Source organism: Acinetobacter sp. 70_2 (assembly GCF_056736115.1).
Window position 1 is genome coordinate 1,881,339 of record NZ_JBWZIP010000015.1, and the last position, 17,396, is coordinate 1,898,734.

Annotated in this window: 15 protein-coding genes; 9 read left to right on the forward strand and 6 right to left on the reverse strand. The window is 38.9% G+C overall.

The features are described 5' to 3' along the window. Window positions 1–312 precede the first annotated feature (312 nt). The 4 genes from AC1PJ9_RS17930 to AC1PJ9_RS17945 form a co-directional block, all read right to left on the reverse strand. Window positions 313–540 carry a hypothetical protein gene (locus AC1PJ9_RS17930; RefSeq protein WP_004702801.1) on the reverse strand — a complete coding sequence of 76 codons (228 nt, stop codon included), beginning with the start codon at window positions 538–540 and terminating at the stop codon, window positions 313–315. A gap of 368 nt (window positions 541–908) precedes the next feature. Beyond that, window positions 909–2,459, reverse strand: coding sequence for a flavin-containing monooxygenase (locus AC1PJ9_RS17935; RefSeq protein ID WP_311087980.1), 1,551 nt, complete (start codon window positions 2,457–2,459; stop codon window positions 909–911). Between the two features lie 23 nt (window positions 2,460–2,482). Next, window positions 2,483–3,313, reverse strand: a complete 831-nt coding sequence (locus AC1PJ9_RS17940; protein WP_311087981.1) for an SDR family NAD(P)-dependent oxidoreductase — start codon at window positions 3,311–3,313, stop codon at window positions 2,483–2,485. Between the two features lie 65 nt (window positions 3,314–3,378). Then, window positions 3,379–4,296, reverse strand: a complete 918-nt coding sequence (locus tag AC1PJ9_RS17945) for a metal-dependent hydrolase (RefSeq protein ID WP_223861106.1) — start codon at window positions 4,294–4,296, stop codon at window positions 3,379–3,381. A 556-nt stretch (window positions 4,297–4,852) separates the two neighbouring features. On the opposite strand from AC1PJ9_RS17945, the gene AC1PJ9_RS17950 reads away from it, so the two are divergent. Then, window positions 4,853–5,575, forward strand: coding sequence for a pirin family protein (locus AC1PJ9_RS17950; protein ID WP_311087982.1), 723 nt, complete (start codon window positions 4,853–4,855; stop codon window positions 5,573–5,575). Between the two features lie 59 nt (window positions 5,576–5,634). On the opposite strand, the gene AC1PJ9_RS17955 is transcribed toward AC1PJ9_RS17950, so the two are convergent. Beyond that, the gene (locus AC1PJ9_RS17955; protein ID WP_004702811.1) at window positions 5,635–6,258 is read right to left on the reverse strand and encodes a TetR/AcrR family transcriptional regulator; all 624 of its coding nucleotides are present in this window, start codon (window positions 6,256–6,258) and stop codon (window positions 5,635–5,637) included. 526 nt (window positions 6,259–6,784) lie between these two features. Between AC1PJ9_RS17955 and AC1PJ9_RS17960 the strand changes: the two genes are divergently transcribed. The 4 genes from AC1PJ9_RS17960 to AC1PJ9_RS17975 all read left to right on the forward strand — a co-directional run bounded on the left by AC1PJ9_RS17960 (window position 6,785) and on the right by AC1PJ9_RS17975 (window position 11,173). Beyond that, a complete protein-coding gene (locus tag AC1PJ9_RS17960) occupies window positions 6,785–7,744 on the forward strand; it encodes a metal-dependent hydrolase (RefSeq protein ID WP_004702813.1) in 960 nt (319 codons plus the stop codon). Window positions 7,745–7,806: 62 nt separating this feature from the next. Further along, window positions 7,807–8,640 carry an SDR family NAD(P)-dependent oxidoreductase gene (locus AC1PJ9_RS17965; RefSeq protein ID WP_004702815.1) on the forward strand — a complete coding sequence of 278 codons (834 nt, stop codon included), beginning with the start codon at window positions 7,807–7,809 and terminating at the stop codon, window positions 8,638–8,640. Between the two features lie 22 nt (window positions 8,641–8,662). Further along, the gene (locus AC1PJ9_RS17970) at window positions 8,663–10,186 is read left to right on the forward strand and encodes a flavin-containing monooxygenase (RefSeq protein WP_311087983.1); all 1,524 of its coding nucleotides are present in this window, start codon (window positions 8,663–8,665) and stop codon (window positions 10,184–10,186) included. Between the two features lie 111 nt (window positions 10,187–10,297). Next, window positions 10,298–11,173: a class I SAM-dependent methyltransferase gene (locus tag AC1PJ9_RS17975; protein WP_311087984.1), complete on the forward strand. Its 876-nt coding sequence runs from the start codon at window positions 10,298–10,300 to the stop codon at window positions 11,171–11,173. Between the two features lie 7 nt (window positions 11,174–11,180). Here the strand turns inward: AC1PJ9_RS17975 and AC1PJ9_RS17980 are convergent, their stop codons facing one another. After that, window positions 11,181–12,194 (reverse strand): AraC family transcriptional regulator, encoded by a 1,014-nt coding sequence (locus tag AC1PJ9_RS17980; RefSeq protein ID WP_311087985.1) that lies wholly within the window; start codon window positions 12,192–12,194, stop codon window positions 11,181–11,183. Between the two features lie 133 nt (window positions 12,195–12,327). Between AC1PJ9_RS17980 and AC1PJ9_RS17985 the strand changes: the two genes are divergently transcribed. The 4 genes from AC1PJ9_RS17985 to AC1PJ9_RS18000 all read left to right on the forward strand — a co-directional run bounded on the left by AC1PJ9_RS17985 (window position 12,328) and on the right by AC1PJ9_RS18000 (window position 17,381). After that, window positions 12,328–13,815: a flavin-containing monooxygenase gene (locus tag AC1PJ9_RS17985; RefSeq protein ID WP_311087986.1), complete on the forward strand. Its 1,488-nt coding sequence runs from the start codon at window positions 12,328–12,330 to the stop codon at window positions 13,813–13,815. 44 nt (window positions 13,816–13,859) lie between these two features. Beyond that, window positions 13,860–14,714, forward strand: a complete 855-nt coding sequence (locus AC1PJ9_RS17990) for an SDR family NAD(P)-dependent oxidoreductase (protein ID WP_311087987.1) — start codon at window positions 13,860–13,862, stop codon at window positions 14,712–14,714. 75 nt (window positions 14,715–14,789) lie between these two features. Continuing rightward, the gene (locus AC1PJ9_RS17995) at window positions 14,790–15,683 is read left to right on the forward strand and encodes an alpha/beta hydrolase (RefSeq protein WP_311087988.1); all 894 of its coding nucleotides are present in this window, start codon (window positions 14,790–14,792) and stop codon (window positions 15,681–15,683) included. Window positions 15,684–15,710: 27 nt separating this feature from the next. Continuing rightward, window positions 15,711–17,381, forward strand: a complete 1,671-nt coding sequence (locus AC1PJ9_RS18000; RefSeq protein ID WP_311087989.1) for a GMC oxidoreductase — start codon at window positions 15,711–15,713, stop codon at window positions 17,379–17,381. Window positions 17,382–17,396: the final 15 nt, after the last annotated feature.

A 17,396-nucleotide genomic window follows, 5' to 3' on the forward strand; every position in this document is an offset into this window, starting at 1 on the left:
ATGCAAAATCTGAGCTGTGGAATATGTACTTCTATGTAGGTATCTGAGCAATCTTGTTTTTCTGATCAGATCTCTAAACAAAAACCTCAAATAGATGAAGCAACAAATATGCCACTCATTTGAATTTTGATTTCATACATAGAAAATAGACACAGCCCCTCTTGAAACACAAAAAAGCTGCATAACCCCTATGCAGCTTTTTTACTATACGTTAAATAAGTTTAACAGATTCAATCGCAACATGATCAAAATTTATGAAAAGATATGACCAATGACAGTCTTTTTTAAAGCAAATTACAATAACAGTTTTGACTAGAAAAAAACTTTTTTATCACTGAGATAGTTTTGCAAAGTATAAGAAGCTAAATTGCTATGACTAACACGATTAGGATTTCGCTCAATCGTTTGCAAGTTTTTTTCTGCTTCTTGAATAATTCGCATAAGTTCTTGGTGTTTTTTATTTTGGCTATCTAAATACGCCCAATATCCTAATACAAACACGATACTCACACACAACACTATTAATACTTTATTGATCATTATTATTATCTCTATGTTTTTAATGTTAATGATCTTAACAAAAAATAACCAGTTTGTGAATACTTTCACATTTATTTACAATAATTACCAATCACTCAAGCTATTGATATAAAAAATGTTTTCTAATTTACAATTTTAAAAAAGCTTAAAAAGGAAACTTTTCACTTAAAAATTCATTTTTAAAAATCACTATATTTTTTTATTAAAAACTTATATACACTGCTTTCGCTCTTTTATTTTTAAGTATATTTAAATTTATTTTTCAATTTAACTTCACTATATTATTGATTGAATTTTAATTTATTTATTCAATTCCCAAATAATAAAAAGCCCATTTCAATCAATCAAAATGGGCTTTTATAAATTAATTAACCGACAATTTCTTCAACTTTAGGTTTTGCCTTTATCAAATCAGCCTCATACACCACTTCATATTCTTCTAACTTTAAATGTTTTAAACGCTGTCTAAGTTTTTTCAAAGACCATGGCCATGCGGCAAAATTACGGCCATTAGCATCGAGATAGTAACTTTTACATCCGCCACTATTAAATACAGTGGTTTGCAGATGTTTTTGTACAAGCTCATTATGCTTTTTAATCACTTCTGACTTAACGGAAAGTTTAGCAATCCCCTTTGCCTTCATTTGTAACAAACCATCAACAATATATTGCAGTTGTGCTTCAGCAAGACCAATAAAGGAGTCGTAAACCAACACATTAGGTCCTAGCATAAGAAATGCATTCGGCACATTTTCAATATTGGTACCTAAGTAAGCTTCTGGTGAAGAGTCTTTCCAAAGATCAGCCAAACATTGCCCTTGCTCATTGTGTACGCGTTTACCAATTGGAGGATGAGATACCTCGAAACCAGTGCCCCAAATAATCACATCAACTTCGTGGCGTTCACCATTGGCAGCAACCACCGTATTGCCTTCAACTTTTACTAAACCATGAGGAATCAGAGTCGTGTTTGGTGCTTGTAGTGCAGGGTAGTAATTGTTAGCAAATAAAATACGTTTACAGCCAATATCAAAATTAGGTGTTACGTTTTGACGTAGAACCGGATCTTTAATTTGCAACTTTAATAGTTGTTTCGCAGCAAAATTGACAGGCTTTAAAGCTTTTGGATTGCGTAAGCCAAAATTAATGACATTTAAAGTACTCGCCACAGTCTGTCGCCAAGTCGCTTGAATAGCTGGATATTTAGCAATGACGGATTTACTTAACTCACCCAAGTCGGTATCTGGTTTTGGCAGTACCCAAGGTGCTGTACGTTGGAACACGAATAGCTCTTTTGCTTTAGGTTGAATCTGTGGCACAAACTGGATGGCAGATGCACCAGTACCAATCACGGCAATGCGTTTACCAGTTAAGTCATAATCATGGTTCCATTTCGCTGAATGGAACATTTCACCAGTAAAAGTATCTAAACCCTCAAGGCGTGGTATCTGAGCCTCAGTAATTGGACCAGTAGCAAATAGGACTGTTTTAGCTATATACAAACCAGAGCTTGTCTCGAGTTTCCAGACATTTTCTAGACTGTCCCATTCTGCTTTTAATAGTTCAGTATTGAATTCAATTAAGGATTCAATATCAAACTCACGGCTTACATCTTCTAAGTAACTTAAGATTTCTGGTTGGCGTGCAAATAAGTGACTCCATTTTGCACTTGGCGCAAATGAGTAAGAATAAAGCGATGATGGAACATCACAACCACAACCCGGATAGGTATTTTCACGCCAAGTACCACCGACGCGGCTTGCTTTTTCAATAATTTTAAAATTGGTTAAGCCTGCTTCATTTAGCTTAATTGCAGCAGCTAAGCCAGAAATACCTGCACCGACAATAAAAGTGTCATAAATATGTGCAACTTCTTGGGTTTTACGTGTGCGTGTATTTGTTCTAGGTTTAGTGACCATAATTTTTCTGCCTATACAAAATTTTATTTAAATAGCTGATACGAAAGCCCAAGGAACTTTGCATATAGGGTTGGAGACGTTCTTTTCATAAGCCAGAATAATTTGGCATCGATCTGTGGCGTGGTATAGAGCTGCCCTCGATCTAATCGGTTCAATGTTAACGTTGCAACTGCATCACTAGTGGTCATGGCATAATTCATGAGTGCATGATCAGCTAGTTTTGAATAGCGCCCTGGAATACGACCATTTTTAATGATATTGGTCGGAACCAAAGTCGGGCACAGCACATTCACTTTAATATTGAATTTGCGAAGCTCAGCTGAAAGGGTTTCTGATAATGCCAATACACCCGCTTTCGTTACGTTATAGACACTCATTTCTGGTGCTGCAGTATAAGACGCGGCAGAAGCCACATTAATAATTGCACCGTAACCTAATTTTTTGAGCTTTGGCACAAATGCATGACAACCATGAATAACGCCCCATAGGTTTACGTGCATACACCACTTCCAGTCTTCCAAGCTCATTTCATCAAATTTGCCGCCTAGACCTACGCCAGCATTATTAATAATCAGTGTTACCGGATGCTTTAATAATTGCTCTGCTTGATCAGCCAAAACCTGTACTTGCTCTGCTTGTCCAACATCGCACTTGACTGCAAAAGCTTTTTGTCCAAGCTGTTCAACTAACTTTACGGTTTCTTCAGCAGCTTCTAAATTAATATCCGCACATACCACGTTGCCACCGCGTTTTGCCAATTCAAGTGCAAAGCTGCGGCCAATTCCACTACCTGCCCCTGTCACAACAGCATATGCATTTCGGCTAGGCTGGTCTTTCTTACCAAATAGAATCATAGTAAATCCTAAAAAATTTTAGGGAGACGACAGTAATTTGGGTATTACTGCCGTGACTAACAGCCTTATGAAACTGCACGAACTGGTGGAGTAAATTCCTTCACAAAGTAAGGTGCAATTGCACCACCTTCGTTAAGTAATTTCTTTTTGTAGTACTCAAGGTATTGAGTTGTGTCATGATCATTTGGATGAAAACTTGGACGTAAATAATCCAGAATCTGGCCAACGGTGCTACCGAATACGCCATCTTTTGGACTAAAAATTAAGTTGACGCCACGGCGTGCATCTTTCCAGAATTTTCTAGTCAGCATTTCTTGTGGCTTACGCAGTACAGGCACAAATAATGTTGCGGTTGGAATAAGCCCTAAAATGGTAATGAAAGCCATTAAAAAACCGGTTGCACGCAATGGATAGTTACCGTTCAAAACCTGATAAACATCATAAGCAATATCTTTGTGCTCAGACTCTTCAAGCATATGCCACATCCATAACGCACGGCTTTTCGCATCGTCGGTATAATAAAAGTTCTTTTCATGCTTCATCATGTATTCAGCGAGAACTGCCGTAAAGTGCTCAATGCCTGCCATAAGTGAAAGCTTTAATGGCTGTGGGAATTTTAAAAACACATATTTAAAGAAGTTTTCACCTAAGAAACGATACAAATCGACCGGATATTCCAGCTCTTTAATTGCATCATTGAATTCATTATGCAATTTTGAATGGATGGCCTCTTGACCAATAAGAGAAGTAACACGCTGTTTTAAAATCGGGTCTTGAATAAATTCGCGGTGATGACGAGCAGTTTCGATGACAAGATCTTCACCATAGGTCAAAAAAACCGAAAGCGTTGCAAAGAACAAAGTTGCAAACTGATTGTTGACGTAAAACTCGATATCAATTTCTTTGCCATCAAATCCGATATTTAGATGGCGGATTGGGATAGATCCTTTATTTGAAAAATCTATCTTTTGATACTGAGCCATAACTGATTTAGGAGAAATAATATTTCGGATAGCTTGAGCGACCATTTTTGACACCCTATAAAATTTGTTAAATACAAGGCAGCGTCGAATCAAACAGGTAAAGTTGTCTTTAAATTATTTCTTGCAATCTTTAACTGCTCTAGAACAAAAATTTGCTCGGTTACATCTGCCTTGCCATGTTTTATGAACTTAAACGAGGTTAAATTCACCAAATCAGGTTAAATAGTGCGCTTGATGCATTACTCGAACAAGGACAAAAAAAGCCAACCCACATTGAAACTTTTTGCCAATTTAAATATTTTTTGATTATTTCAAACGACTTATATAAGCTAATATTATTCATAACGATTTAAATAAAGGACACTTGTCCTAAAATGATAAAAAGATGGCTTAAAAAGATAATAAATGAAACATTATGCCTATTTTTTATAGTATATCATTTTAATACTTCAGCGTTCCAAAAATCACACCAAGCTTTCTGTTTTTAGAGCTTCATTGCATAAATGAAAACGATAAACTGCATTCAGAGAAAAAAATTGAATGAGGATAATAAATCATGTTTGATATGCGTTTATCTCATGAGCGTGGTGCAGCACATCATGGCTGGTTACAGTCAAAACACACGTTTTCATTTGCAAATTATTGGGACCCGAAACAAGTAGGTTTTTCAGATTTGCTTGTGATTAATGATGATACTGTTGCTCCATCGAAAGGTTTTGGTACTCACCCTCACCGCAATATGGAAATTATTTCTTATGTGCTTGAAGGTGCGTTAGAGCATAAAGATTCAATGGGTACAGGTTCGGTGATTGTGCCTGGTGATATTCAATTAATGAGCGCAGGACGTGGTGTTGCTCATAGTGAATTTAACCACTCTGCGCAAGAAAACGTGCACTTCTTGCAAATTTGGGTTGTTCCAAACGAAGTGAACACCACACCAGGCTATCAACAATTGCATATTTCCGAGCAAGACAAACGCGGTAAATTGCACTTGATGATTTCACCAAAAGGTGGCGAAAAAACTTTGTCGATCAAACAAGACATTAATATTTATTCTGGTCTTTTTGACGGCGAAGAAACAGCAGAGTTTGTAATTCCAGAAGGACGTTATGTTTACCTACATGTGGCAAAAGGCCGTATTGATGTAAACGGTAAAACCTTTAACACGGGTGATGCTGCGCGAATTCGTGATGGAGGCAAGTTATCATTTACTAATGGTGATAATGCTGAAATTCTGATTTTTGATATGCGTCCGGAAGAAGTTCCAACCATGCCATAATCAACAAAACACCTGCATAGATATATGCAGGTGTTTTTTTATATATTGAAAATTAAAAACTATGAATGTTCTTCCGAACGTGCCATTTCAGTATTGATATAACTCATGATCATCGTGGTTAACCCTTGCACCATTTCATCAAAACTAATAAATGGGTTAGGTAAAATAAGATGTCTTGCTACGTTAAAAATACCGCTATTTATACAAATGTAAGTAATGACAGGTAAGTTATTAATTTTTAAATATTTAGGATTATGCATCATATATTTCATGATGACTTCCATTAAAGCCTGTTCAATTTTTGGAATATATTTATCGTATTGCAACTCACCTGCATAACGTAAAACGGTTAAGTAACGGTCATTATTCTTCTTTAATAAATCACTAAATGTATAAAAGATCATTTCGATAACAGGCTCTAACTCCAACTCTAGAATTGTAGGAGTTAACTCTTTAATCATATCGAGAATTTCACTCACAAAGTAGTGATTCATCGCATCATAGATTTCTTCTTTATTTTTAAAATACTCATAAAGTGACCCAACACTCACCCCTGCAATTTCTGCAATATGACGTGTAGTGGTACCACTTGGTCCATGCAATGCTACGGCAATAAAACCTGCTTCAATAATAGTATCAACAGTGACTTTGGCTCGTGCCTGACGGGGTTTTCGCGTAGACATATTTTCTTATAAATAATCCGAACATAAGCTCAGGTTAGCATGTAATTTAGCCTTACCCTAATAAAAAAACAAAATCCGAATACTTGTCAAATTTCATGACACAATTTCTTTAGAGGTATGGCAAAACATAGTTATGAGTTCTTTTATTATTAGGAAATTACTTTTAAAAGAAATTAAAATATTCAAATAAAAATCAATGTATTAATAAAATTTTAAACTAACTTTTTATTTTATTTATACATTAGATTTGAGCTTAAATAAATTGAAAAGTTACCCGAATTGAATCCGAACATAAACTCAGATTAACATGAAAAAATCTAAAAAGAGGTTGATTCATTTTATCAAGTTCGCCTCTTTTTCCGTTATTCAGTCAAATAATCAAACAAATAACGGAGCAACATCACCGTACTCAGTAAGCAGAGAAAACTGCTTTTTGAAAATGGAATTTACAGTGCCCTGTTGGAAATCAAAGCTTTTTGGTTTTCAGCAATATCGCACTATCACTGATTGATCTGAAGGTGTCGCCATGATCTCGACCACAGTTAAAAAATCACTAAACAAAATTAAATTTTACCGTGAAATCGAGTTACCAGATTTTGCCAGTAAAAAATCTATCCCAATCCGTCATTTAAATATTGGTTTTGATGGAAAAGAAATTGATGTCAGATTCTATATGGACAATCAATTTGCGACGATTTTTTTTGCTACGCTTTCAGTATTTCTAACCTATGGTGAAGATTTGGTGATTGAAACTGCTCGTCACCACCGCGAATTTATTCAAGACCCAGTTTTAAAACAGCGTGTTACCTCTCTCATTGGTCAAGAAGCCATCCATTCAAAATTGCACAATGAATATAACGATGCACTTAAAGATGTTGAGTACCCTGTCGATTTATATCGTTTCTTGGGCGAGAACTTCTTCAAATATGTGTTTTTAAAATTTCCGCAACCACTGAAATTATCGATGATGGCTGGTATTGAGCATTTTACGGCTGTACTTGCTGAATACATGATGAAGCACGAGAAGAACTTTTACTATTCGGACGATGCGAAAAGTCGTGCGTTATGGATGTGGCATATGCTTGAAGAATCCGAGCATAAAGACATTGCCTATGATGTTTATCAATTACTCAATGGTAGCTACCCATTACGAGCTTCTGGCTTCTTCTTAGCTTTGTTCACTATTTTAGGTTTAATCCCAGCAACTACCTTGTTTATTCCGGTTTTAAGAAAACCACAGGAAATGTTAACTAGAAAATTCTGGAAAGACGCTCGCCGAGGTGTAGGACTTATTTTTGGTCCAAAAGATGGCGTATTTGGTAGCACCATTGGTCAAATTCTTGACTACTTACGCCCTGATTTCCACCCCAATGATCATGATACGACTGAATATCTAGAGTACTACAAAAACAAATTACTAAGCGAAGGCGGTGCAATTGCACCTTACTTTGTGAAGGAATTTACCCCTCCTGTACGCATGTCTTAATTGGCTTGTAACCAGTCACTACTCAATGGCTGGTTTTCCTTAAATCTATTTCGGGATGAATCATGATTTTATTTGGCAAAAAGAGAGTTAAACCAAGCCAAAAAGCTTATGCCGTCGTGACGGGTGCAGGTAGCGGAATTGGTCGGAGTTTTGCAATTGAACTGGCAAAACGTGGTGGCAGCGTAGTATGTGCAGATATTAATTTAGAAGCCGCAGAAGAAACCGTAAAGCTTCTTGAACAAGAAGGCGCAAAAGCTTTTGCTATGCGTTGTGATGTAGGTAATGCAGAACAAGTAAATCATTTAGCTGAAACTGCTGAAATTTTACTTGGGCACCCTGTAACTCTTGTCATTAATAATGCCGGAGTGGGTTTGGGTGGCAAGTTTGACGAACTCAGTCTAGAAGACTGGAACTGGGTCATGAATATTAACCTTTGGGGTGTTATTCATGGTTGTCATGCATTTGTTCCCAAGTTTAAAAAGTTAGGTTACGGCGCGATTATTAATGTGGCTTCGGCGGCATCTTACACTGCTGCTCCAGAAATGACCGCGTATAACGTAACAAAAGCGGGTGTGCGTGCGCTATCTGAAACACTTTCTGCCGAACTGCGTAAGTTTAATATTAAAGTCAATGTGCTGTGCCCGACTTTAGTTCCCACCAATATCATTAAAAATGGTCGTATTCCGGGTCGTTATTCGAAGCTTGCAGACCATGCACTTATGAACTATGCACTCACCACAAGTGATGACGTCGCCAAACTCACCCTTAACCGTCTTGATCAGGATGAACTTTATACCATTCCTCAAATTGATGCGAAGTTATTCTGGCTCATGAAACGTGCATCTCCAAGCTTGTATACCAAGTTCCTTGGTACGTCTTACAAATTATTTAAATAAGAAATTTATAGGTAGTACACATATGACTGCTCAAATGAAAACAAATGCATCAGCAAAAAAAGCTGTCAATTCACCTCAGCATATTTTCGATACTTTTATTGTGGGCGCTGGCATTTCAGGTATTGCAACAGCGATTCGTCTCGACCAAGTTGGCTATACCAACTACAAAATTATTGAAAAAGCAGGACGTGTAGGTGGTACTTGGCGTGAAAATACCTACCCAGGTTGTGGCTGTGATGTACCTTCTGCTCTTTACTCGTACTCATTTGCCCCAAGTGCAAAATGGAGCCATTTATTTGCACGCCAACCAGAAATCTTAAGTTACTTGGAAGATGTAAGTAACGAATTTAACATTATGTCTAAAATTGAGTTTAACAACGAGTTGTTTAACGCAGCGTGGGATGACTCACGCCATTTATGGGTACTTGATACAACTAGTGGTCAATATTTATCTAAAACCGTTATTTTTGCCACAGGTCCAATTACCGAGGCTCAAATTCCACGTCTTGAAGGCTTAGAAACATTTACAGGTGAAATGTTCCATTCAGCGAAATGGAATCATGATTATGACTTAACTGGTAAACGCATTGCCGTGATTGGTACAGGTGCATCTGCCATCCAATTTGTGCCACAAATTCAGCCTAAAGCAAAAGAGCTGTTTGTGTTCCAACGTACAGCTCCTTGGGTGCTGCCAAAACCAGATACCGACTTGGGCGAGTTGAGTAAATCCGTAATTGCTAAATATCCGTCTATTCAAGCGAACTGGCGTAAAAGTGTAGCGCTAACGTTGAATGCAATTAACTTTGGTTTACGTAACCCACTTGCGCTAAAACCAGTAAATGTACTCGGCAAGCAATTACTTAAACTTCAAATTGCAGACCCTGAATTACGTAAAAACGTAACACCTAATTTTGATATTGGTTGTAAACGTATTTTGTTTGCTAACAATTACTACCCTGCACTACAAGCACCAAATACGACTCTGATTCCTCATGGTTTAGTAAAAGTTGAAGGCAATACTGTTATTGCTGCCAATGGTGAACGCCACGAAGTTGATGTGATTATTTGGGGCACTGGTTTTGAAGTATCTCACCCACCAATCGGTAAACGTGTGTTTAATGAAAAAGGACAACGTTTAAATGATTTATGGAAAAACACTTCACCAGAAGCTTACTTAGGAACCAACATTGAAAATGTACCAAATGCATTTTTAATTTTAGGTCCTAACGTACTAGTTTATGACTCGTTTATTGGTTTGGCAGAAGCACAACTCGACTATATCGTAGATGGCTTATTGAAAATTAAAAATAAAGGAATTAGCAAGTTAAACGTTAAGTCAGATGTAATTAAAAAGCATAACGACTTGGTGCAAAAGCACTTACAAACAACGGTATTTAATAGCGGCGGATGTAAGAGTTATTACCTTGATGCCAACGGTCGCAACTTTGCAGCTTGGCCGTGGTCATTGAAAAAGCTGAAACAACGTTTGAAAAATCTAGATTTAAAAGATTATGAAGTCACATATCAAACGTCAAAAACACATTAACTTGTAATTTTGACCAAATCCGTTGTTAGGAATGAGCAGTGTATTTTTGTTTTTTATAAAATACACTGCTTTCTTCATTGAATCTTCAAGAAATAAAAGAACAGGTTAAAGATGAAAGAAGGTCAATCAAGCCGTACTGCCGAAGCTGCTGCTGCATTACGCGCAAATCACTTTAAAAATACGACGAACCCTGTATTTTCAGATCCCTATGCTTTTGAACTAACAAGTAAAGGCTGGAAAAAACTGCTCTCCAACCCACTGATTGTTAAAGTCATGAATTCTTCGGTTTTAAACCGCACTTTAGGTTTACTTACTGGGCAAGTGGTCGGACGTTCTCGTTATGCCGAAGACTTACTGGATCAGGCTGTTCAACACAATATTGAGCAATATGTTTTGGTTGGGGCGGGTTTAGATTCTTTTGTACTACGTGAGTCACAGCATTATCCTACTTTGAAAATTTTTGAAGTAGATCATCCAGATACTCAATCGACTAAACAAGCCAAGCTCAAAAAGCTAGGCGAACTCCCCTCCACGATTGAATTTGTTGCCATTAATTTTGAAAAAGAATCTATTTCAGAAGCTCTGACTAGAAGTGTCTATAATTCATCTGCTCCTGCATTTTTTTCATGGTTAGGCACAACTCATTATTTAAACCCGCAAACGACCATGCAAACTTTAAAAAGTATTGCTGAATTTGCTTCAAACGGTAGTGAACTAGTACTCGATTATTCAACTGATTTTCAGGAATTAAAGGGTATTGAGCGACTTGGAAGTATGGGCGTTGCACAGTTTACCCATTTACTGAAAGAACCTTTATTAGGCCAATTTAAACCCTCAGATTTACATCAGGCCGTTGAAAAAATGGGTTTTGAAGTGGTCGAAGATCTTTCTGGTGAGGCAATCACTGAACGTTATTTTTATAATCGCGCAGACAATATACGCCATACATCGGCAACACGCTTACTGCATCTGCGTTTGAAGAAATAAAGAATTTTTATGAGTTGTTTAACCGCATGGCATGAGGTGTTTTCCCATGCCATCTTTTATAGGCATGAATAAAACTGGCAGGCTCGGCATAACCTAACCACTCGGCAATCTGCTCAACCGAAGCTTTTGGTAATGCTAAATATTGCTCAGCTAAAACTTGTCTGACTTCTTCACGAATCTGAATAAAGGTCATTCCTTCAGATGCCAAGTGACGGCGTAAAGTACGGACATTTAAATGCAATCGGTCAGCGACTATTTCCATAGAAGGCATTTCCCCTCGCACATTCATAAGTTGCTGTTGCACCAAGGTTGTAAATTTATTTTGTGATTGACGTTTTTCTAATATTTGGCGGCACTGTTCTTCGGCTGTATATAGCACCAAATCATTTGCCATAAGTAGCTTTTGATCTACTTTTTGTGGATCCAGAATTACAAAGCTTTTAACTGAGCCAAATGCTGGTATTACACCAAATAAATCTTGATAAGGCTGAACATCACCTTTGGGTTGAAAAGAAAAAGCCAAATACTGGCAAAAGTTATCCTGCACCAAATCTCGTTGTACCGTAATGAGCGCAGCGGCATCTCGTTCAATAATAAATTGACGAACTGATAAGGGAATATCTTGCTCATCAATTTCAATGCGAACGCCCTGTGGTGTATCGGATACATCAAAGCGGGTAAAAGCAAAAGTTAAAGTAAAATAGGTTAAAGCCAAATCTAGTGCTTCACGAATGCTAGCACTACTCATCAGAGCCATACCTAATGGCCCAAATGTGGTGAAATGATAGCGTGTACCTACTTCTAAGCCTAGTGTCGGTCTGTCTCCTAGTTGCTCAACCAAGTTTTGAATGAGCTGTAATTCCTGATGGCCTGTCACCACCATATTTGGGTCGAGTAATTGTTGTTGACTAAGCCCAGTCCCTTTTAAAATCGTCTGATAAGAAATACCTGATTCCACCGCAAAATCAGCCATTAACCGAACACTATGTACACTGCGTTCAAAAGCCCATGCATACTTCACTGTATTGCTCAGAATGTCCTCGAATCACAATATTTTGTCCTCATCCATCCTCTAAATCAAGTTAATAAACGTCTATTCTGCATACAGGAAATTGCGATTTTTCGCTCACTGTTTTTAAGGATTTAGAGCAGCCATGTTTAATTCGTCTACTAATTCAAATAAAAATGTACGCATTGCCATTATTGGCACTGGCTTTGGTGGTCTAGGACTTGCCATTCGTCTCAAACAAGCAGGTTTTGAACAATTTACTCTCTTTGAAAAAGCTGCCGATGTTGGTGGTGTTTGGCGTGACAATACGTATCCGGGCGCTGCATGCGACGTGCCTTCTCATCTGTATTCTTTTTCTTTTGAACAGGAACTTGGTTGGAAAAATCGCTACGGTACATCTCAAGAGATTTATCAATATTTACGCCACTGTGCCGATAAATATGATATTCGTCCGCATGTTCAATTTAATACTGAAATAGCCAGTGCAGAATTTGATGCTCTGCAAGGTGTATGGCACATCCAAAGTACAACAGGTGAACAGTTTGAAGCTGAATTCTTAGTGGGCGCGGTAGGCCAACTCAACCGCCCTGCCTATCCAAAACTTAAAGGTATTGAAAACTTTAAAGGTAAAGCATTTCACTCCGCGCGTTGGGATCATGACTATGACTTAACTGGCAAACGTGTTGCAGTGATCGGTACAGGTGCAAGCGCAATTCAATTTGTACCTGAAATTGCAAAACAAGTAGCACATCTAGACGTTTATCAACGTTCAGCACCTTACGTGATTCCAAAACCAGATCGGGTTTACCAACCTTTAGAGAAAAAGGCTTTCCGTAAATTACCTATTTTGCAAAGTCTGGACCGTGCCTTGCAATATGGACACCATGAAATTCGCCTACTTGCTTTTACAACCTCACTCAATGAAATGCCTTTGGTGGAATATTTATTCCAACGCCATATTCGTAAAGTCGTTAAAGATGGGAAGTTACGCCACCGTTTAATGCCGGATTATCCAATTGGTTGTAAACGTATTTTAATCTCTAACCATTGGTATGAAACACTGACTCAATCTCATGTCGATGTGATTAATACTGGCATTCAAGAAATTACCGAAAACGGCATTTTAGATACGGAAGGAAATCTGCGCGAAGTCGATACCATTATTTATGGGACGGGCTTTGCCGCAACGGAATTTATGGCACCAATGCAGATTACAGGCCTTGATGGTCGTACCTTAAAAGACACATGGAAAGATGGTGCAGAAGCATACCTTGGCTTAACTGTGAGTGGCTTTCCAAACTTCTTTATGCTCTATGGTCCAAACACCAATCTTGGGCATAACTCAATTGTTTATATGATTGAAAGTCAAGTGAATTATATTTTAGATGCCATTCAAACAACCCTACAAAACAAACTTTTGTTCACCAATGTTCGTGCAGAAGTTCAACATGAGTTTAATCAAAGCATTCAAGAAAAAATGAAAAAAACTGTCTGGGCGCAAGGTTGTACCAGTTGGTATCAAACTGCGGATGGTAAAAATACCAATAACTGGCCAGGTTTTACCCTTGAATATCGACAACGTACTCGTCGCTTCGATGTTGAAAACTACACTCAGGTTTCGGCTATTTCTTAAACAAGCTTCACCATAGGAAATGAGAAAAATAAACGGAGAATTTTATGAAGTCTTTTAAAAATAAAGTCGCAGCTGTGACAGGTGCTGGCTCTGGTATTGGACAAGCACTTGCCATTGCTCTCGCAAAACAAGGTTGCCATCTGGCACTTTCCGATATTAGTGAAGCCGGATTAGCCAAAACAGTCGAGCTGTTAACGTCTTATTCAGTCAAAGTAACTACCCAAAAAGTCGATGTGGCTAAGCGTGATGAAGTTGCAACTTGGGCAAAGGCCGTTGTCGATGAACATGGCCAAGTTAACCTGATTTTTAATAATGCTGGTGTCGCAATAGGGAGTACGGCTGAAGGTGTGAGCTATGAAGATCTTGAATGGCTCATTGGTATTAATTTTTGGGGCGTGGTTTATGGCACCAAAGAGTTTTTGCCTTACTTAAAGCAAAGTGGTGATGGGCATATTATTAATATTTCTAGTATGTTTGGTTTAACAGCTCAACCAACACAAAGTGCTTATAACGCCAGTAAATTTGCCGTACGTGGCTTTACCGAGTCTCTACGCCAAGAACTTGATATGCAAAATGCTGGTGTGAGCGCGACTTGTGTGCATCCGGGTGGTATTCGCACCAATATTGCCAAAGCTGCCCGCATGAATAATAGCGTCCAGTCTTTAGGAATGGATCCTTTAAAAAGTCAGGATGCTTTCGATAAATTACTTCGTACTCCTGCTGATGATGCAGCTCAACAAATTTTAGAAGCTGTTCGTAAGGACCGCCGCCGCTTACTGATCGGAGCCGATGCGAAAGCCGTTGATGTGATTCAACGTATTCTTCCACAGGGTTACCAAAAGATTTTTGCAACTGCGACTGCCTTGCAAACTCACCTACTCAATAAATCAGCAAAATAAAAATAGTGGTCAGCATACTCTTTATTTTAAGAGATGCTGGTCGATAAATGACAAGCTCTAGTATGAGTTCTTATTATGAAGCAGCTTCTTGCATGGACTATCCGTACCACGCTACGTCCAGCTTTATCCTCTAAAACACCACTAAAACTACAACGTTTTTGTAGTGATGCAGCCAGTGCAATTGTGCTTGGGCCACGTGGCTATAAAACAAAAAAGCAAACAATTGCTCAAGTACCGACAGTTCATATTCAGCCCAAAACGACTCAATCAGGACTCGGCATTTTGTATTTACATGGCGGAGGCTATGTGGTGGGTAGCTCAAAAAGTCACACTAAGCTTGCTGCACAAATCGGACATGCAGCTCAAGCGCAAGTCTGGTTACCTGAATATCGCCTAGCCCCAGAGCACACAAGCCCAGCTGCTATTGAAGATGTGGTTGCAGTCTATAAAACTCTACTTGCTCAAGGGCAGGACCCGAAAAAACTCGTGATCGCTGGCGATTCTGCTGGCGGCGGACTGAGTTTAAGTACTGCAATTGCGATACAGGATGCGGGATTGCCATTACCAGCATCGTTAGTTTTACTTTCACCTTGGGTTGACTTAAGCCTCTCTGGAAGCACGATGAAAACTCATGCTGCTCAAGATGCGATGTTGTCAGAAAACTGGTTAGCGTGGTGTGCAAAAAACTATTGCGGACAAAAATCGGGAACCGATCCAATCTGTTCCCCACTCTATGCTGACTTAACTGGATTACCACCTGTTTTAATTCATGTCGGTACAGAAGAAGTCTTATTAGACGATGCAAAACGCCTTGCTGAACAAACTGAAAAATACGGTATTCCGACGAATTTGAAGGTTTATGACCGAGTCGGACATGTTTTTCAGTTCCACGCGGGTATACTAAATGAATCTAATGACTCGATTGAGCGCATTGGGCAATTCATTGATAAACATACACAGTCAATATAAAAATATCGCCAGAGAGGAGTCCTCGGCATGACAACAAACAATTATGACTATGATTACCTCATTATTGGTTCAGGCTTTGGTGGTAGTGTTTCTGCTTGCCGTCTAACCGAAAAAGGTTACTCTGTTGCTGTAATGGAAATGGGGCGACGCTGGGAAGCTAAAGATTTTGCTAAAAATAACTGGAATACCCGTCGCTGGATTTGGCGCCCGGGCATGAAACTTTTTGGTTATTTCAACATGCGTTTTTTTCGCCATGTCACCATTATTTGCGGTAATGCTGTAGGCGGTGGCTCAATCACCTATGCCAATACCCTACTTGTTCCACCTGAACATATTTGGGATGAAGGCACATGGGCAGATGCAGCGGACTGGAAAAATGAAATGCCGCAGCACTATGCTGAAGCAGAACGTATGCTTGGGGTGACTGATAATAAAATTTTCGGTCCTGCGGACCACATGCTGAAAAAAATGGGCGATGCAGTTGGTGTTGGGCATACGTTTAAACCGACTCGTGTTGCAACGTTTTTTCCACCCGAAGGTGAACAAGGCGGCAAGACCTACCCAGACCCGTATTTTAACGGCGAAGGTCCAGACCGCGGAACCTGTACGGCATGTGGCGGCTGTATGACGGGTTGTAAACACAACGCAAAAAATACCTTAGATAAAAACTATTTGTACTTTGCCGAAAAAAATGGCGCCAAGGTTTATGAAGAAACCAAAGTCGTTGATGTGAAACCACTCAATGGTAAAGCCGATGGCAGCGATGGCTATGAAGTTACAACTGAATGTTCGAGCTCATGGTTTAATAAACAACGCCGTACATGGCGTGTTCGTAACGTGATTTTCTCTGCATCTTCTTTGGGTACGCAAGAGATGTTATTCCGTTTAAAACAGTCTGGTTCACTGCCAAATATCTCTGATGATTTGGGTAATCGGGTTCGTACTAATGCCGAGTCGATTTTAGGCGTTCGCTTTTTTGGTAAAGATGTCGACATGAGTAAAGGTGTTGCCATTGGTTCAAGTATTTACCTTGACCATGACACTCACATTGAAGCGACGCGTTACCAAACTGGTTCAGATGCCATGGGTCTCATGTGTACTTATATGGCGAAAGGCAAACCGGGTTGGACACGTATATTCTTTTGGTTATGGGCACTTATTTGCCATCCATTTATTTTTCTTCGCATGAGTAATCCGGTCAGTTTTGCACGCCAAACCTTAATTTTCTTGGTGATGCAAACAGCAGATGCCTCCATCAACATGCGCTTGAAACGTAATTGGTTCTGGCCTTTTGGTAAGGTGTTATCGAGCGAAGGTAAAAAGCTACCTGTGTATATTCCGCAGGCCAATGCATTTACCGAAAAAGTTGCCAAAATGTTTAATGGTCATCCAATGACGACCATTACCGAAATTTTATTTAACGTGCCTTTTACAGCTCACTGTATGGGTGGTTGTGCGATTTCTTCAAGTCCAGAGCGTGGCGTAGTAGATGGACAAAACCGTGTCTTTAACTATAAAAACTTATATGTTGTAGATGGTTCAATGTTAGGTGCCAATTTGGGCGTTAACCCAAGTCTCACCATTACAGCTCTTGCAGAACGCGCAATGTCGTATATTCCAGCTAAACATACTTTGGATGAGCAACAAGGTTATAGAGCAGATGCAGAAACCATAGAGATTACTAAAGCTTCTGCTTAAACTAGCGAGTCGTTT

Bases quoted from the DNA above. Each gene is read 5' to 3' on its own strand.
- AC1PJ9_RS17935 (WP_311087980.1), bottom strand. From the start codon at position 2,459: ATGGTCACTAAACCTAGAACAAATACACGCACACGTAAAACCCAAGAA.
- AC1PJ9_RS17945 (WP_223861106.1), bottom strand. From the start codon at position 4,296: ATGGCTCAGTATCAAAAGATAGATTTTTCAAATAAAGGATCTATCCCA.
- AC1PJ9_RS17990 (WP_311087987.1), top strand. From the start codon at position 13,860: ATGAAGTCTTTTAAAAATAAAGTCGCAGCTGTGACAGGTGCTGGCTCT.
- AC1PJ9_RS17985 (WP_311087986.1), top strand. From the start codon at position 12,328: ATGTTTAATTCGTCTACTAATTCAAATAAAAATGTACGCATTGCCATT.
- AC1PJ9_RS17965 (WP_004702815.1), top strand. From the start codon at position 7,807: ATGATTTTATTTGGCAAAAAGAGAGTTAAACCAAGCCAAAAAGCTTAT.
- AC1PJ9_RS18000 (WP_311087989.1), top strand. From the start codon at position 15,711: ATGACAACAAACAATTATGACTATGATTACCTCATTATTGGTTCAGGC.
- AC1PJ9_RS17950 (WP_311087982.1), top strand. From the start codon at position 4,853: ATGTTTGATATGCGTTTATCTCATGAGCGTGGTGCAGCACATCATGGC.
- AC1PJ9_RS17995 (WP_311087988.1), top strand. From the start codon at position 14,790: ATGAAGCAGCTTCTTGCATGGACTATCCGTACCACGCTACGTCCAGCT.
- AC1PJ9_RS17970 (WP_311087983.1), top strand. From the start codon at position 8,663: ATGACTGCTCAAATGAAAACAAATGCATCAGCAAAAAAAGCTGTCAAT.
- AC1PJ9_RS17975 (WP_311087984.1), top strand. From the start codon at position 10,298: ATGAAAGAAGGTCAATCAAGCCGTACTGCCGAAGCTGCTGCTGCATTA.
- AC1PJ9_RS17940 (WP_311087981.1), bottom strand. From the start codon at position 3,313: ATGATTCTATTTGGTAAGAAAGACCAGCCTAGCCGAAATGCATATGCT.
- AC1PJ9_RS17955 (WP_004702811.1), bottom strand. From the start codon at position 6,258: ATGTCTACGCGAAAACCCCGTCAGGCACGAGCCAAAGTCACTGTTGAT.
- AC1PJ9_RS17930 (WP_004702801.1), bottom strand. From the start codon at position 540: ATGATCAATAAAGTATTAATAGTGTTGTGTGTGAGTATCGTGTTTGTA.
- AC1PJ9_RS17960 (WP_004702813.1), top strand. From the start codon at position 6,785: ATGATCTCGACCACAGTTAAAAAATCACTAAACAAAATTAAATTTTAC.